This is a genomic window from Janthinobacterium sp. SUN073, assembly GCF_030397665.1.
In the GTDB taxonomy this organism is placed as follows: Bacteria; Pseudomonadota; Gammaproteobacteria; order Burkholderiales; family Burkholderiaceae_D; genus Janthinobacterium.
In genome coordinates, this window is record NZ_JAPUBT010000021.1 from 14,530 (window position 1) to 36,313 (window position 21,784).

The window sequence follows — 21,784 nt, forward strand, 5'->3', positions numbered from 1 at the left end:
AAGCCTTACTCCCCCGCAAACCTTGTCCCTTCTCAACTCCCCCTCAGTTTCCCGCATGTATCGTAAGCCTCTCCCACCCCCCCGGAGAGTCCCATGTCCTACACCTATCCCAAAGTCGACGACCTGGAAAAAACCACCATGGTTGGCAATCATCAATGTGTCGCGCTGGTTCGCCATTACGCTGGCGCGCCGGCCACGTTGGCCTGGAAGCAGGGGGAGGCAGTGCTGGGGAATCGCTTGCTGCGCAAAGGTACGGCCATTGCCACGTTCATCAACGGTAAGTATGCGAATCATCAGCAAGGCAATCACGCGGCCCTGTATATGGGGCAGGCGCTGGATGGGATCATTGTCATGGATCAGTGGTCGGGCAAGCGTCTGGGTATCGTGACTTCGCGCACCGTGCGTTCCAAAGGCCAGTACAAGAATGGCTTGCATATCGATCCCAGCAACAATGCCGATGCTTTTTTCGTCATCGAATAGGGGGAGATTCCATGCAACATACACGTTTGTTGACCGGCGCCGCCTGCTGCCTTTTCCAGGTGCTCGCGCAGGCTGCGATGCCCGTCTCTTATGCTTGCCGGGAGAGCGTGCCTGCGGCATCGATCAGCCTGAATGCCGTGCCGGCAGGCTGGACACCGTATATCGACAGCCCGCTTTACCTGAGTGCCGCAGCGCCGATCGATGGCGCACCGCAGCGCAGGGGGCAGCTGGTGCCGAGCGGGGAGCGCAAGAAGAAAGGGAAAACGACGCTCAGCTACCGTCTGGAAGGCCGCTATCCAGACGGCAAGTGGCTGCAATGCAGCTACGGCGTGCATGGGGAAGTTACGCTGTCGAGGAGAATGGACGACAGCGTCAGCCTTTGCCAATTCACCTACAGAAAAGGCAGCAAGGCCGGGCAGAACGAGATCGATATCGACTGCCGGTAAGTGAGTTGGTATCAGCGCTATTGCTGGGGGGATCGCAGGCCGCAAAGCCGATGCGCCTGCGGCTGTGCATGTCGGCTTACGCGTTCGCTAAGCCGACATGCGAAACTGCCACCCGCCCGCAGCGCAGACGCAAAAAAACCCGCCGAAACGGGTTTTTCACTCTACAGCCAAACCAAAAGCTTAGAACTGGTTCATGGTGTTGTCTTTACCAGCCGCTTTCAATGCCGCTTCGCCGCTGAAGTAATCCTTGTGATCGTCGCCGATGTCCGAGCCGGACATGTTTTGATGTTTCACGCAGGCGATGCCCTGGCGGATTTCCTTGCGCTGCACGCCGGCAACGTAGCCCAGCATGCCCTGGTCGCCGAAGTATTCCTTGGCCAGGTTGTCGGTCGACAAGGCGGCCGTGTGGTAGGTCGGCAGGGTGATCAGGTGGTGGAAGATGCCGGCTTCGCGGGCCGAGTCGGCCTGGAAGGTGCGGATTTTCTCGTCGGCCGTGATCGCCAATTCCGTCTGGTCGTATTCCACGCTCATCAGCTGGGCGCGTTCGTAGGCGGACACGTCTTTGCCGTCGGCCTTCATGATGTCATACACCTGCTGGCGGAAGTTCAGGGTCCAGTTGAACGATGGGCTGTTGTTGTACACCAGCTTGGCGTTCGGGATGACCTTGCGGATTTCGCTGACCATGCCGCCGATTTGCGCGATATGCGGTTTTTCCGTTTCGATCCACAGCAGGTCGGCGCCGTTTTGCAGCGAGGTGATGCAGTCGAGCACGCAACGCTCTTCGCCGGAACCGGCGCGGAACTGGAACAGGTTGCTTGGCAGGCGTTTTGGACGCAGCAGCTTGCCTTCGCGCTTGAGGATGACGTCGCCATTGCCCAGCGCATCGGCCGACACTTCTTCGCAGTCGAGGAAGGAATTGTATTGGTCGCCCAGGTCGCCTGGTTCATTGGTGACGGCGATCTGCTTGGTCAGGCCGGCGCCCAGCGAATCGGTGCGGGCGACGATGATGCCGTCGTCCACGCCCAGTTCCAGGAAGGCGTAGCGGATGGCGCGGATCTTGGCCAGGAAGTCTTCGTGTGGCACCGTGACTTTACCGTCCTGGTGGCCGCATTGTTTCTCGTCCGATACCTGGTTTTCGATCTGGATGCAGCAGGCGCCCGCTTCGATGAACTGTTTCGCCAGCAGGTAGGTCGCTTCGGCATTGCCGAAACCGGCGTCGATGTCGGCGATGATGGGCACGACGTGGGTGATGTGGCCGTCGATCTTGGCCTGGATCGCTTGCTTCTCAGCACCTTGGGCCGCGTCCAGCTGACGGAACAGGCCGCCCAGTTCGCGGGCATCAGCCTGGCGCAGGAAAGTGTAGAGTTCGCGGATCAGGCTGGTGACGGCGGTTTTTTCATGCATCGACTGGTCTGGCAGCGGGCCGAACTCGGAGCGCAGGGCGGCGACCATCCAGCCGGACAGGTAGAGGTAGCGGCGGTCGGTGCTGTTGAAGTGCTTCTTGATCGAGATCATCTTCTGTTGACCGATGAAACCGTGCCAGCAACCGAGCGACTGGGTGTACTTGGATGGGTCCGCATCGTAGGCGGCCATGTCGTTGCGCATGATCTTGGCCGTGTAACGGGCGATGTCCAGGCCGGTCTTGAACTTGTTCTGGGCGCGCATGCGGGCGGCGGACTCGGGATTGATGGCGTTCCAGGCGCTGCCTTGTTGCTCTTTCAAACCAGCAACAGCTTTGATGTCGTCTTGATATTGGGACATGTGAATCTCCTAAAAAGAAAAGCTATGTTTGAGAAAATCGCCGAGTGCGCCACAACGTCTTGTCGAAGCAAACTGCATGACTAAATAGTAGGCCGATTCACGTCGATGTTCAAGTCTTATATAAGACATATAACTTAAATTAAGTCTTTGTTTTTCAATGGCTTAATTATGATTTTTCATGATGTGAAATGAATTTTCAAAAAGTGAGAGCATCAATGGCTGAGTCTGCTGTTTGAAATTTCGCGATGTGAAACGTCTTTTCAGAATTTGGTGCAGCGCGACAAATCGGGGCGAAAAAAAACCGCCCGAAGGCGGCGTTGGCCGGCGTGTGGCTCCGTGCGGTATGGTTTGGCGCAGTTGGCCAGCCGGGCGGGCCTTATCGTGCATGGCATTCACCCGCAGCCAGATGGCGGATGCGACCTGGACCTGGCGCTCAGCGCACTCCTGCCACCGGCCGATTCATGCTATTGCCGTCTGCATCCAGGGACGGTGACTCGATTGCGCCGGCAGTCAATTCTGACAGCGGTAGCGAGTACAAAATATGCTCGTCTCCAACAGCGATCTTTGTGGTCACCATCAACTTGTCGTCCTCAATGATTACATCTTTAAATCTGTAATGAAAAGCAACTTCATCCGGCGGCGTGACGAGGATGACGCGGTCGAAAATTGTTTCTCCCTTGTTGCTCACGTGCAGCTTCAACGTGAATGCATCAAGCGTCATGCTGCAATCGAGGCGGCACCTTATGCCGGCATGGCGGAAATTTTTGTCTTTGAATGTCCATGCATTGCGGTAGCCGCCAGCCTTGAATGCATCCAGCCATCGCAGCAAGTCGTCGAGCGGAATGGCAAATTCCGACGCCGCCCGCGTTAGCCCGGTGACCAGAAGGTCGATGTAATACGCGGCAAGCAGGTGGGCAGGGATGGCACGGCAGCGGTCGATGTCAAAGACGACAGGCACCGCCAGGGCATTGCTCGACACGAGATACATTGCGCGCAGCGGGGCGCTGCAGCCGATGATGCAAATTTTATTAAATTTTTCACAATTGAACTTGAATGTTGCCAGTTGGCGTTCAAGGAAATTGCAGATATGGCGAGTCTGATCCCGGATGATGGCCACGTCTTGCGCGCGGCCCTGGAACTCCACCAGGTCGGGGTAGAGGTAAATTTGTTTTAATATCATGATCCGCTTGTGAAAGGTAACGTCAGCGATGCAGATTAACGGTATGGATTTACCCGTCGAGTATATTGCTTTTGCAGCAATATATCGGAATGCGGCAGGATTTTGCAATTTGAGACTGAAGGAGGAGCTCGATTCTTTCGGTCGCACCTTGCAGACGGAATTGGCTCACATCTATACGGATGCCGTCGAATTGACTGCCCGGACAGCACAGCTTGGGGCGTATTTCGTCGGTGATGGCTGCTATGGGGAGCCTGGAAGCGACAGTGCCGGCCCTGGAGCCATGCCGGACATCGTTGATTTTACAGAAATCATTTGTTTCGGCATGGCCGGTGACGGCAGTCAATTCTGTTTCGACTACAGAGGGGGCCGCAGCGCGCCCTCTGTCATCTTGTGGGACGATGACTACTGGCGAAAGATTGCAAACTCCTTTGAAGACTTCCTGTTGCTATTTTCTAGATAGCTTACCGGGGCAGTTGCCGCAGCGCACGAGGCAAGCCCGTGCGCTGCGCGAATCTACCGTCCCACGGTCTGTCGCTGGTCCTTGATGAACAGCGCCGTCAGCATGCCCACCACGCACACGCCGATCACATAATAGGCGGGGCCCAGCACGTTGTTTTTCAGCATCAGGGTCACGACCACGGGCGTCAGGCCGCCGAAAATCGCGTACGACAAGTTGTAGGAAAACGACAGTCCCGAGAAGCGCACCTGGGCCGGGAACGCTTGCACCAGCACGTAGGGCACGGCGCCGACGACGCCGACGAACAGGCCCGTCATGGCGTACAGGGGCAGCAGCAGGTCGGGACGGCTGCCGACGGTGGTGTAGAAAATATACGTGGAAATGGCCAGCAGCACGGAACCGACGAAGATCACGCGCTTGCCGCCCAGGCGGTCGGCCAGCATGCCAGCGATGATGCAGCCGAAGGCCAGGCACAGGGTGGCCACGGTATTGGCCACCAGGGTGGTGCGCGGGGCGATGTGGTGGATCTTTTGCAGCAGGGCAGGCGTCATCAAAATGACGACGACGATGCCGGCCGACAGCATCCAGGTCAGCAACATCGACACGGCGACGGCGCCGCGGTGGCTGCGCACCACGGATTTCAAAGGCATTTCCGTGGATAGCGCCTTGCGCTGCTGCATTTCCGCAAAGACGGGGGTTTCATGCAGCCAGCGGCGCAGATACATGGCGCCGAAGCCGAAGAGGCCGCCCAGCAGGAACGGATAGCGCCAGGCGCCATCGGTGATTTCCGCCGGCGTGTAGAGAGTGTTCAAGCCCGTCGCGACGAGCGAACCCAACAAAATACCGACAGTCAGGCCAGCCGTCAGCACGCCGCAGGCAAAGCCCGTGAAACGGCTGGGCACATGTTCGGACACGAACACCCAGGCGCCCGGCACTTCGCCACCCACGGCCGCGCCCTGGAAGATGCGCATCAGCAGCAACAGCAGCGGGGCGGCCAGGCCGACGGTGGCATACGTCGGCAACATGCCGATCAGCAGAGTCGGCACTGCCATCATCAGGATGGAGAGGGTGAACATGCGCTTGCGGCCCAGCAAGTCGCCGAAGTGGGCCATGACGATGCCGCCCAAGGGACGCACCACGTAGCCGGCGGCGAAGAGGCCGAAGGTTTGCAGCAAACGCAGCCATTCCGGCATTTCCGGCGGGAAGAACAGCTGGCCGATGGCGTTGGCAAAGAAGACGAAGATGATGAAATCGTAGAATTCCAGCGCGCCGCCGAGGGCGGCCAGTGACAGGGTCTTATAGTCTTGTTTGGTGAGGGGACGGCTTGCGGCGTTGATGGCGGCGGTGTTGGAAGTAGGCATGTGTCTCGTTCTTGTGTGTTATCGGAGATTGCCAGATCTAGCATACGCATTTCCGCCGCGTGAGTAAATGCGGCGCGTATGGTGAGCAGCCTCAGCTGCGCTTAATACAACGCCGCTATCATCAGCGTTGACTTCATTGGAAAGGACACACAATGCACATCATGATCGTGGGCGCCAGCCGGGGCCTGGGACGCGCGCTGGTGGACGGTTTGCTCGCTGACGGACATACCGTCATCGGCGTATCGCGCCAGCAACCCGCCGACTTGCCTGCCGGCCAGGGCACACAGCTGCAATGGATCGCGGCGGACCTGGCCGCACCGGCCGAGGCCGTCGAACGCATCGCACGCGAAGCGCCGGCCGTGCTGGACGCGGTGATCTACAACCTGGGCGTGTGGGAAGAAAAAGCCTTCAGCGATGACTACGCTTTTCTCGGCGATGCGGACGAGGCCATCGTCGACATGGTCAATACCAACATCACGGCGACGATATTGCTGCTCAAGCGCCTGGTGCCGCGCTTGCTGGCCAGCAGCAAGCCGCAGCTGATACTGACGGGGTCGACTTCTGGCCTGCGCCAGAGCGGTCGCCCGGAAGTGACGTTCAGCGCCTCGAAATTCGCCCTGAACGGCATCGCCGATGCCTTGCGTGAAGGTTTCCGCGCGCAGGGACTGGCCGTGACAGCACTGCAGCTGGGCTATCTGAATACCTACGATGGCTTGTCCGTGCCGCTGGCGGACGCCGCCGCGCGGGGCGAGGGCGAGCTGATACCCGTGCATGACGTCGTCGCCGTCGTGCGCATGCTGCTGAACCTGTCGAATGCCTCGTTCGTGCGCGAACTGGTGCTGCCGGCACTGCGCGACGAGCGTTTCTGACTGTTATATACCTTCGCCGTAGACCTCGGACCAGCCCAGCCGCTCTTCCAGCCATTCATCCACTTCGGACGAGTCCATCTGCAGCAGCAGGGCGCCCAGGCGCAAGTTGCCCTTGGCTAAGGCCAGCACGGCGAACACGGATTCCAGCATGACGGGGTCAAGCTGGCCCTGCAAGTCGCGCGCGGCGATGGCGGGCAGTTGCGCCCAGGCATCGCGGTAGCTGTCGGCCAGCCAGTCCGGCAGCGGCGGATTGTGCTGGCGGTGGCGCTCCACTTCGATCAGGGCGATGAGCGCGTAAAAATCTTCCTCGCGCGATTGCGCGTTGCCCAGCATGTGGACGAGCTGGGGCACGGCCGCATACGAGGCGACGCCCACGTCGCCCTGGTGGTGCAGCTCTTCCCACAGCTCATGCCAGACGTCTTCGCCCGCCTGCATGGCCTTGAGTGCTGCGGCCACGTCGTAGGGTATGCGGTAGCCGCCTTCCAGGGTGGGCCAGATGGGGTCGTCGAGTGTCAGCAGCATTGTCTTCCTCCTGATATAAACAGGTAATGAGTATTGGCGCGCATGCGCAAACAGACGGGTCTTACGGATGCCCCAGCACTCCAGGGCAATGCTTGAACCAGCCGTCATCTTCTTCCTGTGCAATAAAATCCGCGATCAGCGCCTGCTGCGCGGTCGGCGCGGCGGCCAGCAGGGTGTTGAAGCAGGTAATGGTCGAGGCGTGGGGCGTGCCGGCGCCGTTGGCGATGCCGACGAGAAATTCACCGGCCCAGTCTGGCAAGCTGGCGATCAGGCGCGGCAATTCCTGCAGCAGGGCGGCGCAATACGCCGTCTCGCCGAAGCGCCAGGCGGCGCGGTTGGCCGTCTGGTAGGCGCCGTAATCGTGCCCGGCTTGCACGGACTGAAGAATGGCCAGCGCGTATTGAGTACCTTCCGCGCCTGTCAATGCATCGAGCATGACGCAGTAGCGCTGAAAGCGCCGCTGCGCTTCATCGGGCGGCGTGGTGGTATCGTCATCCTGGATGATGTTGCCCACAATTAGTAATTCGGCTTTCCATAATTCAAAGGCGGTTGGCATGGCTGTGACTGGCGAGAGTGGCGGCGGACATGATTATGCCCGGCCATTGGTGTTTCAGCGTGTTAATTGAACATGTTACAGTCCGCCACTGTCGCCAGCCCGGCGCGGCTTTGCATGGATTAATGACCGATGCCCACCTGGACTTCCCCGCCTCAACTCGTCGCCCTTGCCGCCTTTTATGCGCAGGCGCAAGCCCAGCCGGATGCCTTCAGCGACGCGGCCTTCCTCGATGCCGTCAAGTCTGCCCACTGGCCCACCAATTGCTGGAGTTACGTGGAAGCGTCGTTCGCCATCATCGCGCCTGCCTGCCTGCTGCGTCCGCATCTGACCGCCGAGCTGATCGCTTTCCCCATCGATGCCATGATCGCGGGCGGCCTGGACGATGCGGACCAGGTCATCGCCATCGGCCTGGACTGCGCCACGCGCGACGCGCCGTATGTGGTGCCGAGCGAGGAGGGCAAGCGCTGGCTGACGCAGGTGTGGCCGGGGTTGGGAGAACTGATCGGGCAGGTATTTGCGGCCAGGCTGCAAGCGGCGCTGGCCGATGAAGATTGATGTAACTATAAACTGACAGGAATACACATGATTGCAGGAAATTTCTTCCCTCCCGACTATAAAACTTTTCCTTTCAAGCAAGGAGATCTGCTGCTTTCTCAAGACGAGGGCGGCAAGTTTTCTGTTTCCAAGGTGTTGAAGATAGATACAGTCGAGGTCGGTCGCGGCGAGGCGATTTACATGGGCGGCAAGGACATCGTGGCAACGGAGGACGATTACCTGCTGATCATCGGCTGTGCATACGGCGAATACGAGTTTGACACTACCGAGGAGGCGCAGGCCGCTGCGCTGGACGGTAGCTGGACAGTCAGGATAGGCCACGCTCCGAATCGCAGTCCGGGCGCGGCGGAGGGGCAGTCATTGATTGGCCATGAACCTGTTCATGAAAGCGAACTGGAGGGCTACCATCTGTGGAAGGAAGCCTTTGATGCGGGCGAGGCTGGCGTGTTCTGATATCGGCGTAGGCTGTTGTGCGGCGGATATTTCTTCTTGACCAGGGAAACTGGTTTACGTTAGGGTATACGTAACTACTTACATATACCCCGATCTCATGTCCTCCAACTTGCAAACCTACGGCTCCCTGATGCTGGCCAGCCGCCTGCGCCGTCTTTCCGATCAACTGTATGCCGGTGTCGATACCAGCTATCTGGCCGCCGGCGTCGAACTGACGTCGCGCTGTTTCCCCTTGTTATTGCTGCTGCGCGACAACGGTCCCACGGCGATCACGGCCCTGGCCGCGCAGATCGGCCAGACGCATCCGGTGGTGGTGCAACTGGGACGCAAGCTGCTCGACGCCGGTATGGTGGTGGAGCTGCCGGACGCCAAGGATGAGCGGCGCCGCCTGCTGGCGCTGTCCGACGCCGGGCAAGCCTTGCTGCGCACCATGGCGCCCCTGTGGGACGACGTGCGCGCCGCCGTCGATCTGGTTTTTGAGCAAGGAACGCCGCAACTGATGGCCAGCCTCGATCGGGCGGAAGCGCGTTTGCAATCGCAAGGCTTCGGCGAGACGATCGCCGCCTGCCGGCGCCAGCGCGAGCGGGCCGCCGTGGAAATCATCGACTACGCCGCGCCCTACGCGGCCGATTTCAAGCGCCTGAATATCGCCTGGCTGGAACGCTATTTCTATGTCGAGGCGCTGGACGACAAGGTGCTGTCCGATCCGCAGCGCTCGATACTCGACGCTGGCGGGCAGATTTTTCTCGCGCGTTTGGACGGCAAGATCGTTGGCACCTGCGCGCTGATCCGCGCCGGCGAGGCCAGCATCGAGCTGTCGAAGATGGCCGTCACGCCCGCATGCCAGGGCCTGGGAATCGCGCGCCGGCTGATCGAGCGGGCCTTCGACGCCTTCGAGGCCAGCGGCGCGAAACTGTTGTTCCTGGAGTCGAACAGTAAGCTGGCGCCGGCCATCCGCCTGTACGAAAGCAGCGGCTTTGCGCACGTGGCGCGGCCCGCCGGCGACGCCCATTACCAGCGCGCCGACGTCTACATGGAGTGGCAGGGCCGGTAGCACACGCGAGGGCGCCACGCGGCGCTCCCCATCGGCCGTCTCCCGCGTTACAATACGCGCACCCATAACGGAACTCAGGTTCCACTATTCGAGACGCCAACGCCGCATGCCTTCCTTCCCGATGCCCTTCCCGCAGATGATCGTTCCACCGGAGCCCACCCAGGCGCGCAGCAAGCAAGCGTTCGAGCGCCTGCTGCTGGTGGGCGAACAGTTGCTGGCGGAAAACCGTTTCGATGAAATCGGCGTGGCCGACCTGGCCCGGCTGGCGGAAACTTCGGTTGGCACCTTTTACCGTTTATTAGGCGACAAGGACACCCTGAGCCGCTTGCTGCTGCAGCGCTTCTTTTCCGATATGGTGGAAAAGGTCGAGACCCTGACGGAGCTGCGCCAGTGGGAAGGGCGCAGCCTGGAAGACTTCATCCGCGCCATGGTGGCCATGTTCGTGGCCGTGAATGGCGGGCGCAGCGGTGTGTTGCGGGCCTTGATCACGCGCGCGTCGCAGGATGCGCAATTTCGCGACAGGGTGCACCAGATCAATCATTTGATCTCGCAACGCACGGTCGCCGTGCTGGCCAGCAAGTCGTCCAGCATCCGCCACCCGAATCCCACGCAGGCGATGATGGTGGTGCCGCCCGTGCTGCTGGGCATCCTGAACCAGCATACCCTGACGGGTTCGCTGTCCTTTTTATCGGGCGCGGCACTGGAAGATGAACTGGTGCGTGTTGCTTTAAATTACCTGACCTAAGATATTTAGCGATTTAACTTGAAATCGGAATTCGGATTCCGTACTATGTTTTCCAACAGCAGGAAAACATATTCCTGCACCTGAACACAAAGCATGTTCAACAGCAAGGAGACAGAATGCGGCGTCACACGACATCCGATGTTCCATTGCATTACCTCGATCCCGGCACAGAGACAGGGCAGGGTGAGCCCGTGTTTCTGTTGCACGGCCTCGGTTCTTGCGCCGAAGACTGGCGCCCGCAGATCGATGCGCTCGGCAGCAGCTATCGCCTGATCGTGCCCGATATGCGCGGCCATAGCCGCAGTCCCGCACCGGACGGCGACTGGCAGATCGGCGACTTCGCCAACGACCTCTTCAACTTGATGGATCAGCTCGACGTGCCGCGTGCGCACATCGTCGGCTTTTCCCTGGGCGGCATGGTGGGCCTGGAAATGGCCAACCGCGCGCCGGGCAGGGTGGCCAGCTTGTGCCTGATCAACTCGCAACCGTTCCAAGGCAGCAAACCGGCGTCGCTGCTGTTTGCCTACTGGCTGCGCCGCACGGTGATCGCCACCTTCGGCCTGAAAGCCATGGGCAAGATCATCGGCAAGAAACTGTTTCCTGATCCGTCCCAGCAAGCGCTGGTCGAGCGCTTCGCCACGCAAATGGCAGGCATGGACAAGCGCGCCTATCTGGCCGCGCTGGACGCCATTTTCCACTGGGATATCGACATTCATTTCCAGGCCCTGGCCATGCCCGTCTTCATCATGGCGGCCGACCAGGATTACACGCCCGTCGCCAGCAAGCGGGCCTTTGCCGCACAGTTTCAGCAGTGCGAGATCGAGATTATTGCGAACTCGCGCCATGCCACGCCCCTGGACCAGGCGCAGCGTGTGAATACCTTGTTGCAGTCCTTCCTCGCCACACATTCAAAATAAACAGGCCACTCGCCGCACGGGCCGAGTGCCGGAAACAGTCATCGCAGGGCAGGTGCTGGCTTTACGCGCGCCGGTACCGTGACGTCTTGCGATTCTGGAATCCGGCCGTCTTCCCTGGTGGTAAGCAAGCCTGACATTGGAGACGCTATGAAACTTGCTTTGAAATTAATGCCCGCCGCCCTCGCCGTTGCCGGCGCGTTTGCCACCCAGGCCCAGGCGCAGGAAGCCACTCCCGCTGCTGCCAGCACGGCGCAGGAAGCCAGCGATGCGAAAGAACGCATGGAAACCGTGACGGTCTCTGCCCGCCGCCGCGAAGAGCGGCTGCAGGACGTGCCGCTGGCCGTCACGGCGTTTTCCGCCAAGGCCCTGGAACGGGCGAATATCCAGAACCTGGCCGACTTGCAGGAGCGCGTGCCGAACCTGACCGTGTACGCCTCGCGCGGCACGAATACCACCCTGACGGCCTTCATTCGCGGCGTGGGCCAGGCCGACCCCGTCTGGGGCGTGGACCCGGGCGTGGGTATTTATTTTGACGACGTCTACATGGCCCGTCCGCAAGGCGCCCTGCTTGACGTGTTCGACGTGCAGCGCATCGAAGTGCTGCGCGGCCCGCAAGGCACCCTGTACGGCAAGAACACCATCGGCGGCGCCATCAAGTACATTTCGCGCCCCCTGGCGAAGGAAAACGGCGCCTCGGCGGAAGTGGGCATAGGTAATTACAACCAGCGCAACTTCAAGGCCGCCTTCAACCTGGCCAACGAGAACGGCACCTGGCGCGCGCGCCTGGCGGCCGCCAAGCTGGACCGCGACGGTTTCGGCCGCAACACGTTTAACGGCGAACAGGTCAGCGACCAGGACAGCACGGCCGCGCGCCTGTCCGTCGGCTACTTTCCGCAGGACATCCCCCTCACCGTCGTGCTGAGCCTGGACGCCACGGATGACAAGTCGGGCGTGCGCGGCTTCCAGCGCATGGGCGTGAGCGCCTTCGACCCGCTCAAGCGTCCCGCCAGCACGGATGCGTATGACATCCAGAGCGGCATGCCGGGCAACAACTTCACGCATAACCGGGGCGGCTCGCTTGTGGCCAACTACACGCTGTCGAACGAGTGGTCCGTGAAAGTGATCGGCGCCAAGCGGCGCAGCACGTCCGAGCAAACCATCGACTTCGACGGCTTGCCGCAACCGATCGCCGACGTGTTTGGCGATTCGCGCGACGAACAGAAAAGCCTGGAATTGCAGGCCTCGTACAGCGGCGACTATGGCGCCGGGGTGATCGGCCTGTACCGCTTCGAAGGCACGGCCGGCGGCGGCATCTACAACAACTTCCTGGGACGTCAGTTCACGGCCGCCGTCAGCACGGTGGAGACGGACAGCACGGCGCTGTACACGGACTGGACCTGGCCGCTGGGCAAGGTGTGGAGCATCAATGCGGGCTTGCGCCACACGCGCGAGGAAAAGCGCGCCATCGTGCTCAACCGCGCCTTTGCCGATGTGGGTTTTACGCGGCCCATCCAGACAGCGGCCGACTTCGACAAGTCCTTGTCGGTCAGCAATACCTCGCCGAAAATCTCCGTGCGCTACGAAGCGTCGAAGACGACGAATTTCTACAGCAACCTGTCGCGCGGTTTCAAATCGGGCGGCTACAACGTGCGCGCCAACAACCTGGTGGTGCCCGATTCCGCGCGGCCTTACAAGGATGAAAAACTCGACGCGCTGGAAGTGGGCATGAAGTACGCGGCACCCGACGACACGTTTGACGTCAACGTGGCCCTGTTCACCAACCGCTACAAGGATATTCAGTTGTCCGTGTTTACCAGCTATGTGCAGCCGGGCGGCGTGCCGGGCTTCTATGGCGACTTCACGAATGCGGGCAAGGCGACGGTGAAAGGCGCGGAATTCGAATTCTCGTGGCGGCCGAATCGCCAGTGGGAAGTCAATGGTTTCCTCGCCTTGCTCAATGCCAACTATGACGAGTTCATGAGCGGCGGCAAGAACATTGCGGATACGCAAAAGTTCAGCAACACGCCAGCCCGGCAAGTAGGCTTGAACCTGACGCGCACGGACCGCGACGTCTTCGGCGGCGCCCTGCGCAGCATGGTCGGCTACGGCTACCGCAGCAAGGTGTATCCGACCACGGACCTGAGTCCAGCTCTGGCGCAAGGCGGCTACAGCATCTGGACGGCTGGCGTCGTGTGGGAAGCGCCGAAGAACTGGACCTTCAGTCTGCACGGCAGCAACCTGGGCAACAAGCGCTACCGCACGGATGGTTACAACATTCCCGCCGTCTTCGTCCTCGACGGTTTCTATGGCCCGCCGCGCCAGATCATCGCCAAGGCCGGCTATAAGTTCTAAAAGCTTGTTGAAGTGCCAGCCTGGTGAGCATCAGGCTGGTTCATTGTCGCTGTTTTCGTCCTTAAGAATAATCAGGAGACTGGCATGGCACATCTGCATCAGCAACTGCGTCACTTCTTATCCGCAATCATCGCCGCTTGCGGCTTGCTGGCCGCGCTGCCGGCCTTTGCTGGCCAGTGGGACTTCGGCCTGTACGCGAGCCTGTGGGGTTCGCGTGAATACCAGGTCTGGCTGCCGAGCAATTACAACCCGAACACGCCGCTGCCCGTGGTGCTGATGCTGCATGGCTGCGGTTCCGAGCCCAACAGCATGGCCGCCGTCAGCCGCTACAACCAGTTGGCGGACAGCGAGAATTTCATCGTCGTCTATCCACGCCAGAACGTCACGGCCAACCCCATGCGCTGCTGGAATTTCATGCTGCCGCTGAACCAGGAACGGGGCACGGGCGAGCCGGCCGTGCTGATGGGAATCTTGAACAAGGTCAAGAGCAAGTATGCAGTGCAGGACAGCCGCGTGTACGTGACGGGCATCTCGGCGGGCGGCGCCATGGCTTCCATCATGGCCGCCTGCTATTCGGACGTGTTCGCTGCCGTGATGGTGCATTCGGGCGGCATGTACAAGGGCGCCATCGGCATGCTCACGGCCGCCGATTCGCTGTTCAACGGCAGCTCGTTCGACCCGAAAGTACGCGGCAAGGATGCCTGGCGCTGCTCCGGTTCGCCGCGCCGCCTGATGCCGACGATGGTGTTCCACGGCACTTCCGATATCGTCGTCAACCCCGTCAACGGCGAGCAAACCATCGAGCAATTCCTGCAGACCAGCGATGTTGGTGACGATGGCCTCGACAATGACAGCGTGCGCTACCGTGCCGACAGCATCGTGCGCCAGACGGTGCCATACGGCCGTAGTTACTCCATCGACACGTATCTGCACAACGGCGCCGTTATCGCGCAAAAATACACGGTCGAAGGCATGAACCACGCGTGGAGCGGCGGCCCTCCCGGCTGGCCATTCAGCGATGAGCTGGGCCCGGACGCCACCGTGATCAGCTGGAATTTCTTCAAGCAATACCAGCGCTGATGCGTTGATGAACTTGCAGCTCGTGGGGCGCAGCGATTGCGCCCCGTCGTGCTGGCCAAGCGGCAAAGGCTGACGGAAGTGATGGGAACCTAGGCAGGTTCTTACTAAATATCAAGTATTCCCCTGCCATCCCATGGCATTGTCGGTTCTCCAGCTTGATGAGATGCAAGTGTGAATGAGGAGAGCGCCATGGACGGTGTTGAATCGATGTTGGGTGGCGAACGTCCGCTGCGCCTGCGCCTGGGTGTCTCGCCCAAGGTACCTGCCGGTGTGCTGATACCGCAGCGCATCGCCGGCAGCGAGGCCATCTGTGGCGGGATCGAATACCGTGTGCTGTGCGTCTCGACGCATGTGGATTTGCCGCTCAGTAGTTTGATTGCCTTGCCGGCCGCTATCGATATAGTCACCGACCAGGGACAGCTGCGCAGCATCTGCGGCCTCGTCACGCAAGCGAGCGCCGGTGACAGCGATGGCGCGCTGGCCAGCTACCAGCTGGTGCTGACGGACGCCTTCGCCATCATGGAAAAACGCTGCAATACGCGCGTCTTCCGGCGTCTGACGGATATCGAGATCGTCAAGACCCTGCTGGACGAATGGATACGCAGCAATACGGTGATGGCGCATGCCTTCCAGTATGCGTTTGCCGATTTCTTCGAGGCGCAGACGTATCCGCAGCGTGAATTTGTCATGCAGCACAATGAATCCGATGCGGCCTTCGTGCGGCGCCTGCTCAAGCGCAGCGGCGTCGCCTGGTTTTTTCGTTCCGAGGGCAATACGAATGCACATGCCGAGCCGGCGCATACCCTGGTGCTGTTCAACCACGCCGATGGCTTGCGAAAGAACATGGCGGACACCGTGCGCTATCACGCGGACCGGGCAACTGAAGAGCGCGACACCCTGACGTCGTGGAACGAAGTGCGCAAGCTGCCGGCGGGCAAGGTGACGCGCCATAGCTGGAACGAGGAACATCCGCGCGCGCGGCCGTTCATGACCGCCGATGCCTTGGGGCAGGGGGCACAAGGCATGCATGGCAATGCCATTGCCGCCACCCTTGATGATTATCGCGTGCTGCCGCCGCGCGCGGGCATGGATCATGATGCCTTGTGTCAGCTGGGCATGCTGGCCATGCAGCAGCACGATTACGAGAGCCATTGCTTCCATGCCGAAGGCAGCGTACGCGACCTGTGTCCGGGTGAATACTTTACGCTGGCCGAGCATCCGGACGTTGACGCCTTGCCAGCGGCCGCGCGCGATTTTGTCGTCACGTCGCTGCATGTGGCGGCGCAAAATAATTTACCCAGGGAGCTGGCCGCCCGGGTGGCGCGTTTGTTCGCGCGTAACCGTTGGCTGGCCGATGACACATTGCTGCCGCAGCGCGAATTGGCGGCGGCCGTGGACGGTGGCGCCTTGCGCATGCATATCGAACTGACGGCAGTACGGCGCGGCGTGGCCATCGTGCCGGCCTACGACACGCGCAGTGATTTGCCGCCAGTCACCATGCAAAGCGCCATGGTGGTGGGGCCGGCGAATGAGGACGTCCATTGCGATGCGATGGGCCGGGTCAAGGTGCGCTTTCCCGCCACACGGAAGCTGGACCATGAGCATGCAGGCGGCACGGGCGCCTCCGACACGGATGCCGATTCGGCCTGGGTGCGCGTTGCGTCGAGCTGGGCGGGAAATGGACCTGGCAGCATGCAGCAATGCGGCTACCTGGGCTTGCCCCGCGTGGGCAGCGAGGTCTTGCTGGACTTTCTCGGCGGCGACCCGGACCGGCCCATCATCGTGGGCCAGCTGTACAACCATAGCGCGCTGCCGGTTGCCCTGAGCAAGGCAGGCGACTTGCCCGCCAACCGCTATTTGTCCGGCATCAGGAGCCGCGAGATCCGTGGCACGCGTGGCAACCAGCTGCGCTTTGATGATGTGCATGGACAGATCAACGCCCAGCTTGCCAGCGATCACGGTTCCACGCAGCTCAACCTGGGCTGGCTGACGCACGACCGGCGCAATGGTCAGGGCGACGCGCGCGGCGAGGGCGCCGAGCTGCGCACCGATGAGCAACTGGCGATGCGCGCGGGCAAAGGCATGTTGCTCTCGGCCTGGAAGCGCCTGAACGGCGATGGCGGCCACATGGCGCGCAGCGAATATCTGGGGCTGATGGAAAACTGCCTGGAATTGTTTCGCTCGCTGGGCAGCTATGCCGCCACGCATCAGGCGTTGGAGAACGCGGACGAAGCGCAGCAGGAGTTGCAGCAAAGCTTGAAAAGCTGGGAAGGCGGCAGCAATACGCAGCCCCGTGTCGAACTGGGTGGTGCGGCGGCGATTGCCGTCACGGCGCCGGCCGGCATCAGCTTTGCCAGTTCGAAGGCCATCGTCAGCTATGCCGTCAGCAATATCGATACGGTGGCGCAGCAGCATCTGCAAGCGGTGGCAGGCCAGCGCTACAGCGTGAACGCGGGCAAGGGCATCTCGCTGTTTGCCCATGCGGATGGCATCCGCGCCATCGCCCACCATGGCAAGTTCTTGCTGCAAAGCCAGCATGACGACATGGACCTCAACGCGGCAAAAAACCTGAAGCTCACCGCCAGCGAAGGCAAGCTGACGGGCATGGCCGATGAAATCGTGCTGATTTCCAAGCATGGCGCGTTCATCCGCATCGCCGACGGCATCACCTTCGGCAGCAAGTCGCCACTGAACTTCAATGCGCCCAATTTCGTCTTCAATGACCCGCAAAGCATGGAGGTGCAATTGCCAAACTTTGCCGAGGGCAAGGCCGATCAGCAATTCATTTTTCAATACGAGGGCGACGACAGCGCCGTCGATGGCGTACCGCCAGCACCGCAGTTGGCGCCGCAGGCACACTTCGCCGTGAAGCTGGGCGATGGTTCATCGGCCGATGGCCGCAGCGATGGAGGCGGCAAGACGGAGGTGCTGGAGCGCGCGGCCATGCACCTGGCCGCCATCGAAGTGTTCAACAACAAGGATTGATGACGCCAGGAGAGTGCGATGGGCAGCTATCCGAAAGTGCCGTACGTGGTGGGCGAAGACGTGACGCTCCTGCATTGCGAACGCACCGTCTGCAAGAAGGTCAAGATACGCCGCAACCTGCCGGGCAATATCATCGTCATCCATGGCGTCAATGATGTGGGTGTCAGCTACAAGGCGGTGGAGCACGGCTTGTGCGAGGGTTTGACGCAAAGGCTGGGGCGCGGCTTTACACCCGCGTCATATCGCATGCCCGTGGCGGCGGACAAGGACAGGCTGGAAGACGATCCCGACGCCGTCTTCTTCAAGCGCACGATCGCCAAGGACACCAACAGCCCCGTGATTCCGTTTTACTGGGGCTACCGTGAAGTGGAAGGCAAGAGTAGCACCATCAATGGCCAGTTCGTCGATCGCTACGGCAACCGGCTGGACAAGGATCTGTCCAAGGAGGGCGGTCCTTTCGGCAACGCCACCAGCAGCTTGCCCGACATGTGGCGTCCGGGCATGTATGCGCCGGCGGACCCCATGGGCGATGCCTTGCGGCCACTGAAAACGGCGCCCGGGCGCATGTATATGGTGCTCGCGGCGCAGCGGCTGGCAGCACTGATTTCCATGATCCGCGATTACGACGCGGATGATACCGTCAGCATCGTTGCGCACAGCCAGGGTTGCCTGCTGTCTCTGCTTGCGCAAGCCATGCTGATGGAAAAGGGGTTGGCGCTGGCCGATAATTTGATACTCACGCATCCGCCATACAGCCTGGTGGACAGCCTGCCTCTGTTGATGCGAGGTGCCGCCTGGTTCGATGGCGGCGAGGATGCGGCGATGAAGCCCTATTACCATTTGCTCAGTGGAGCGCAGACCATGGGTGCGCGCCTGCAGACATTGGTGAATATCGTGGCCGGGGTGGCAAAAGGCCGTGGCCAGGCCTGCCAGCCACCGTTTTCCGACTTGAAAAAGGATGAGCATCGCGGCATGGTCGGCAGCCGCTGGCAGAGCGCCGATGACCGCGACAACCGCCGCAAGGTTTATCTGTATTTTTGCCCTGAAGACATGACGGTGGCACTCGATAACATCCAGGGTATAGGGTGGGATGGCGTGCCCGATCATGCATTGGGAAGTGAATTGGCGGAAGAAGAGGAGACATCGAGTCTTGATGGGTACAGTGTCTCATCCGGGCACACCAAGATAGTGGAACATCAAAAGGTGCGGAGCGCGCTGGCGGAACTGGGCGGTAGATTTTATCAGCGGGTATTCAGCAACAAGACCCGGCTGGATCCGGCCACAGGAAAGACCACGGTGTCGTTGGTAGGCAAGCCGCCACCGTTTGACTTTCCGTTGCGCCTGTCGACGGAAAAGGAGCAATCGCACGTGGAGGTTTCTCTGCGAAAACACCGCGCACAACATCAAGCGGTGGCCTGGCCTGTCAATACCCGGTTGAGCAAGATGGAGCAGCGCAATGGCATACGCACCATCACGGGCGAAGCATTGAAGCAGCCCGTAGCTGCCGACCTACGCGGCACATCGCAAATCGATCCGGCGAATATCCCCGCCACGTCCATGATGAGAAATCGTCCTGTTGCCGATCAGGGACCTGCGGAAGAAGTCGATCCCTGCGATGCGTCGGTGGCACCGACCAGCGGGAGCGGCATGCAATTACGCAGCGAATATCGTCCTGATCCGGGCGGTTATCAAAAGTTTCCCGAACGGCTAGAACACCTCACTCCACGAGAGCTGGCATTGATGACGGCAAGCTACAACAAGGAAAAAGGACTGGACGTGAAGGACAAGCTTGATCAACGCGAAATTGTGTCTGCGATACGCTACCCTGACAGCAACGTCGTGGCGAAAATTCAGGAAAGCCCGAATGAGTCGCGCTTGCGCTGGCAGCGGGAAGTCAGTGCTAAATCTTTCCATAGTTCTATTATCGGTAGCGCGAAAAACCATAGCCAGGTGACCGCGTATGACGTGGCGATTGGCAGCGGCAAGGCGTCATCCGATCCGCTCTTCTATGCGTATTTATGTGCGGTGGCGGATTGGCGGGTGAAGGACCTGAAGAACAGCGATAAAGGGCGTAAAGGAATTCGCATAAAAGAAAAGTTCATATTGGGGTTCGCGCCATATTTATCCGTAGAACCTGGATGGAGAAGTGCTGCTATCAATGGCAGCATTGACTATTACAACACAGGAATCTTGCCTGCAGGATTGCCCTTGCTATCAGGGCCGTTGTGGAAAATTGTAGTGTCACAAACCAAAAATAGAAAGGTAGTGAGTAGTGAGCGAAAAAAGCAAAACAAATGAATTGTCGAAGCATCGTCGGTAGCAATAGGCTTTGACTGATTATCGTTTCTCCGGGATTGCAGACCAAAAGGTGATGGCCATGATGACGCTTCGTTGGTTGGGAATATCGATAGTTATTGTAATTTTATTTTTTGGTTTGTTGTGGCTCAATGCCTTATCGAAGGGCCAAGCGCGTGAAATTGCGTCCCAGTTGCAGGCGAAACAGCCAAAGAGACCTATGGAGCCTGAGAAAGAGTACGTGCTGGAAGTGATCGGATTGGGTGTGACGTTGGATAAGTACCGTCAGGGCAAATTGTGGGATGCCTTGCAAAAAGGAAGCGCTTACACCAGCATACGCGAACAAGATCCCAAGAAATACCCGTGGACAGGCGATGACAAGGATGGGGAAGGCGGTAGCAGGGCCTACGATGCGCTGGAAAATGGCATCAATTTCACTCCGATGTATTGGAACCTGCCCTCGTTTTATGCGGGTACCCCCATTCTTGACCCGGCTGCACAACCGAGCTTGATAGAGCCGATGGCGGGACTCGTGGCTGGCGCTGGTACGGGGGGCATGCCCTTGCATCTATTTTCCGTGGCTTCCTGGAAGCTGGATGAACATCCCGACCAATTGCTGATTGATGTGTTTGATTTTTTCGATAAGCATCCTGACGTACCTTACGTCGCCTTACACTCCGAGGATAGCGTAGGCACGCGGGATGGCAACCGGAAGCCAGGTACTGCAAGGAAATTGGTCAATGGATATTTCATTCCAGATATGCCCGATGCCACGGCGGTATTTATCCTGGCGCGCCGCGAACGAATAGAACCGTTACGCCCTTTTGTATGGGATGACCCGGAGAATAAGTTCGTCCAGGAAAAACTGCGTGGCATGTATTACGACGTCATGCAGTCGCTGCCTTCGCGCGCGAAACAGCAGCGACCTGAGGCCTTCAGCGAGCGTCAACCCACCGTCGCCGAATGGCTCGCCGCTGCCGCCGCCTTCGCCCAGCGGCCCGATATCCGTGGCGTGGGCTTGCATACGTTCGACAAGCTCAATCCCTGGGAAAATCGCCCCCCACGTGACTGGAAGCCGACGCCGTGGTTTCCCATTCCGTGGAACCGGGAACAGATGGAAACATTTGACCGTCTGCCCTCGTTCGGTTTCGTGCACCGGCCCGTATTCGTCAAGTTCGCGGATGAGGAAGGCAAGCCCGTCACGCGGCGCGACGCGCGCCAGAAGATATTCAATGCAGGCTGGCAGCAGGCGCTGCAGACCTTGCCGGAAGCGGAGCGCGGCAAGGGGCCGGCGCGCATCGTGGCTGGCACGGGAAATCAGCCGGAACAGTTGCTGATGTTGGAAAGCCTGCTGCATGACTACGCTTCACAGGGCGGGCCGGAAATCGACAGCGGCAAGAGCGCGCAGTTCATCAATACCGATCTTCGCCTGGGCAATACGGGTGCAGCCACCTGGTTCATGCAGATGGCCATCGGCGTGATGGGCAGCTATCGCGATGGTGGCGCCAGTGCGGCGATTAACTTGCGTGACGGTAATGAGGCCAGCATCATTTTTATTACGCCGCCATCGGAGAAGAAACGCCAGCAGCAGGATCGGTGAATGTCAAGGTAGTTGTCGCCCGACTCATGCAGCTTTTTGACTTATTCCTTCCACGGTGGCGGCCAGATCCACAACGCTGTCTCGTTCAGGGTTGAGAGTCACCGGGCCTACAGGTG

19 protein-coding genes are annotated in these 21,784 nt (G+C 60.1%); 14 read left to right on the plus strand and 5 right to left on the minus strand.

All coding sequences use genetic code 11. The annotated features are described in order from the left end of the window. Nucleotides 1-93 precede the first annotated feature (93 nt). Nucleotides 94-480, plus strand: a complete 387-nt coding sequence (locus tag O0882_RS28715; RefSeq protein WP_289953404.1) for a BPSL0067 family protein — start codon at nt 94-96, stop codon at nt 478-480. 11 nt (nt 481-491) lie between these two features. After that, complete coding sequence (locus O0882_RS28720; RefSeq protein ID WP_289953405.1) at nt 492-926, plus strand: STY0301 family protein; 435 nt, start codon at nt 492-494, stop codon at nt 924-926. 180 nt (nt 927-1,106) lie between these two features. Here O0882_RS28720 and O0882_RS28725 read toward each other — a convergent pair whose 3' ends face one another. Beyond that, nucleotides 1,107-2,687 carry an isocitrate lyase gene (locus tag O0882_RS28725; RefSeq protein ID WP_099760425.1) on the minus strand — a complete coding sequence of 527 codons (1,581 nt, stop codon included), beginning with the start codon at nt 2,685-2,687 and terminating at the stop codon, nt 1,107-1,109. Between the two features lie 433 nt (nt 2,688-3,120). Further along, nucleotides 3,121-3,867 carry a hypothetical protein gene (locus tag O0882_RS28730; protein ID WP_289953406.1) on the minus strand — a complete coding sequence of 249 codons (747 nt, stop codon included), beginning with the start codon at nt 3,865-3,867 and terminating at the stop codon, nt 3,121-3,123. Between the two features lie 43 nt (nt 3,868-3,910). Between O0882_RS28730 and O0882_RS28735 the strand changes: the two genes are divergently transcribed. Further along, entirely contained in the window at nt 3,911-4,327 is a 417-nt protein-coding gene (locus O0882_RS28735; RefSeq protein ID WP_289953407.1) for an SMI1/KNR4 family protein, read from the plus strand. Between the two features lie 53 nt (nt 4,328-4,380). Here the strand turns inward: O0882_RS28735 and O0882_RS28740 are convergent, their stop codons facing one another. After that, entirely contained in the window at nt 4,381-5,685 is a 1,305-nt protein-coding gene (locus O0882_RS28740; protein WP_289953408.1) for an MFS transporter, read from the minus strand. A gap of 152 nt (nt 5,686-5,837) precedes the next feature. Between O0882_RS28740 and O0882_RS28745 the strand changes: the two genes are divergently transcribed. Further along, a complete protein-coding gene (locus O0882_RS28745; RefSeq protein ID WP_289953409.1) occupies nt 5,838-6,554 on the plus strand; it encodes an SDR family oxidoreductase in 717 nt (238 codons plus the stop codon). Nucleotides 6,555-6,557: 3 nt separating this feature from the next. On the opposite strand, the gene O0882_RS28750 is transcribed toward O0882_RS28745, so the two are convergent. Further along, a complete protein-coding gene (locus tag O0882_RS28750; protein WP_289953410.1) occupies nt 6,558-7,076 on the minus strand; it encodes a hypothetical protein in 519 nt (172 codons plus the stop codon). 61 nt (nt 7,077-7,137) lie between these two features. Next, nucleotides 7,138-7,632, minus strand: a complete 495-nt coding sequence (locus tag O0882_RS28755; protein WP_289953411.1) for a hypothetical protein — start codon at nt 7,630-7,632, stop codon at nt 7,138-7,140. Between the two features lie 129 nt (nt 7,633-7,761). Here O0882_RS28755 and O0882_RS28760 point away from each other — a divergent pair, with 129 nt between their 5' ends. From O0882_RS28760 to O0882_RS28805, 10 genes are all read left to right on the plus strand, one after another. Further along, nucleotides 7,762-8,187 carry a hypothetical protein gene (locus tag O0882_RS28760; protein ID WP_289953412.1) on the plus strand — a complete coding sequence of 142 codons (426 nt, stop codon included), beginning with the start codon at nt 7,762-7,764 and terminating at the stop codon, nt 8,185-8,187. A gap of 27 nt (nt 8,188-8,214) precedes the next feature. Then, complete coding sequence (locus O0882_RS28765) at nt 8,215-8,640, plus strand: hypothetical protein (RefSeq protein ID WP_289953413.1); 426 nt, start codon at nt 8,215-8,217, stop codon at nt 8,638-8,640. A 97-nt stretch (nt 8,641-8,737) separates the two neighbouring features. Further along, nucleotides 8,738-9,694, plus strand: coding sequence for a bifunctional helix-turn-helix transcriptional regulator/GNAT family N-acetyltransferase (locus O0882_RS28770; protein ID WP_289953414.1), 957 nt, complete (start codon nt 8,738-8,740; stop codon nt 9,692-9,694). Nucleotides 9,695-9,800: 106 nt separating this feature from the next. Continuing rightward, entirely contained in the window at nt 9,801-10,439 is a 639-nt protein-coding gene (locus O0882_RS28775; RefSeq protein ID WP_205704526.1) for a TetR/AcrR family transcriptional regulator, read from the plus strand. A 116-nt stretch (nt 10,440-10,555) separates the two neighbouring features. Then, nucleotides 10,556-11,356, plus strand: coding sequence for an alpha/beta hydrolase (locus O0882_RS28780; protein WP_289953415.1), 801 nt, complete (start codon nt 10,556-10,558; stop codon nt 11,354-11,356). Between the two features lie 147 nt (nt 11,357-11,503). Then, entirely contained in the window at nt 11,504-13,708 is a 2,205-nt protein-coding gene (locus O0882_RS28785) for a TonB-dependent receptor (RefSeq protein ID WP_289953416.1), read from the plus strand. A gap of 84 nt (nt 13,709-13,792) precedes the next feature. Further along, nucleotides 13,793-14,788, plus strand: a complete 996-nt coding sequence (locus O0882_RS28790; protein WP_289953417.1) for a PHB depolymerase family esterase — start codon at nt 13,793-13,795, stop codon at nt 14,786-14,788. A gap of 189 nt (nt 14,789-14,977) precedes the next feature. Then, nucleotides 14,978-17,773, plus strand: coding sequence for a type VI secretion system Vgr family protein (locus O0882_RS28795; protein ID WP_289953418.1), 2,796 nt, complete (start codon nt 14,978-14,980; stop codon nt 17,771-17,773). An 18-nt stretch (nt 17,774-17,791) separates the two neighbouring features. Next, nucleotides 17,792-20,071 (plus strand): DUF3274 domain-containing protein, encoded by a 2,280-nt coding sequence (locus O0882_RS28800; RefSeq protein WP_289953419.1) that lies wholly within the window; start codon nt 17,792-17,794, stop codon nt 20,069-20,071. A gap of 31 nt (nt 20,072-20,102) precedes the next feature. Further along, on the plus strand, nt 20,103-21,668 hold the full coding sequence (locus O0882_RS28805) for a DUF2875 family protein (protein ID WP_289953420.1): 1,566 nt from the start codon (nt 20,103-20,105) through the stop codon (nt 21,666-21,668). The last annotated feature ends 116 nt before the right edge of the window (nt 21,669-21,784 follow it).

What these genes read in the sequence shown, in the direction of transcription:
- O0882_RS28715 (WP_289953404.1), top strand. Translation starts at nt 94, where the DNA reads ATGTCCTACACCTATCCCAAAGTCGACGACCTGGAAAAAACCACCATG.
- O0882_RS28720 (WP_289953405.1), top strand. Translation starts at nt 492, where the DNA reads ATGCAACATACACGTTTGTTGACCGGCGCCGCCTGCTGCCTTTTCCAG.
- O0882_RS28725 (WP_099760425.1), bottom strand. Translation starts at nt 2,687, where the DNA reads ATGTCCCAATATCAAGACGACATCAAAGCTGTTGCTGGTTTGAAAGAG.
- O0882_RS28730 (WP_289953406.1), bottom strand. Translation starts at nt 3,867, where the DNA reads ATGATATTAAAACAAATTTACCTCTACCCCGACCTGGTGGAGTTCCAG.
- O0882_RS28735 (WP_289953407.1), top strand. Translation starts at nt 3,911, where the DNA reads ATGGATTTACCCGTCGAGTATATTGCTTTTGCAGCAATATATCGGAAT.
- O0882_RS28740 (WP_289953408.1), bottom strand. Translation starts at nt 5,685, where the DNA reads ATGCCTACTTCCAACACCGCCGCCATCAACGCCGCAAGCCGTCCCCTC.
- O0882_RS28745 (WP_289953409.1), top strand. Translation starts at nt 5,838, where the DNA reads ATGCACATCATGATCGTGGGCGCCAGCCGGGGCCTGGGACGCGCGCTG.
- O0882_RS28750 (WP_289953410.1), bottom strand. Translation starts at nt 7,076, where the DNA reads ATGCTGCTGACACTCGACGACCCCATCTGGCCCACCCTGGAAGGCGGC.
- O0882_RS28755 (WP_289953411.1), bottom strand. Translation starts at nt 7,632, where the DNA reads ATGCCAACCGCCTTTGAATTATGGAAAGCCGAATTACTAATTGTGGGC.
- O0882_RS28760 (WP_289953412.1), top strand. Translation starts at nt 7,762, where the DNA reads ATGCCCACCTGGACTTCCCCGCCTCAACTCGTCGCCCTTGCCGCCTTT.
- O0882_RS28765 (WP_289953413.1), top strand. Translation starts at nt 8,215, where the DNA reads ATGATTGCAGGAAATTTCTTCCCTCCCGACTATAAAACTTTTCCTTTC.
- O0882_RS28770 (WP_289953414.1), top strand. Translation starts at nt 8,738, where the DNA reads ATGTCCTCCAACTTGCAAACCTACGGCTCCCTGATGCTGGCCAGCCGC.
- O0882_RS28775 (WP_205704526.1), top strand. Translation starts at nt 9,801, where the DNA reads ATGCCTTCCTTCCCGATGCCCTTCCCGCAGATGATCGTTCCACCGGAG.
- O0882_RS28780 (WP_289953415.1), top strand. Translation starts at nt 10,556, where the DNA reads ATGCGGCGTCACACGACATCCGATGTTCCATTGCATTACCTCGATCCC.
- O0882_RS28785 (WP_289953416.1), top strand. Translation starts at nt 11,504, where the DNA reads ATGAAACTTGCTTTGAAATTAATGCCCGCCGCCCTCGCCGTTGCCGGC.
- O0882_RS28790 (WP_289953417.1), top strand. Translation starts at nt 13,793, where the DNA reads ATGGCACATCTGCATCAGCAACTGCGTCACTTCTTATCCGCAATCATC.
- O0882_RS28795 (WP_289953418.1), top strand. Translation starts at nt 14,978, where the DNA reads ATGGACGGTGTTGAATCGATGTTGGGTGGCGAACGTCCGCTGCGCCTG.
- O0882_RS28800 (WP_289953419.1), top strand. Translation starts at nt 17,792, where the DNA reads ATGGGCAGCTATCCGAAAGTGCCGTACGTGGTGGGCGAAGACGTGACG.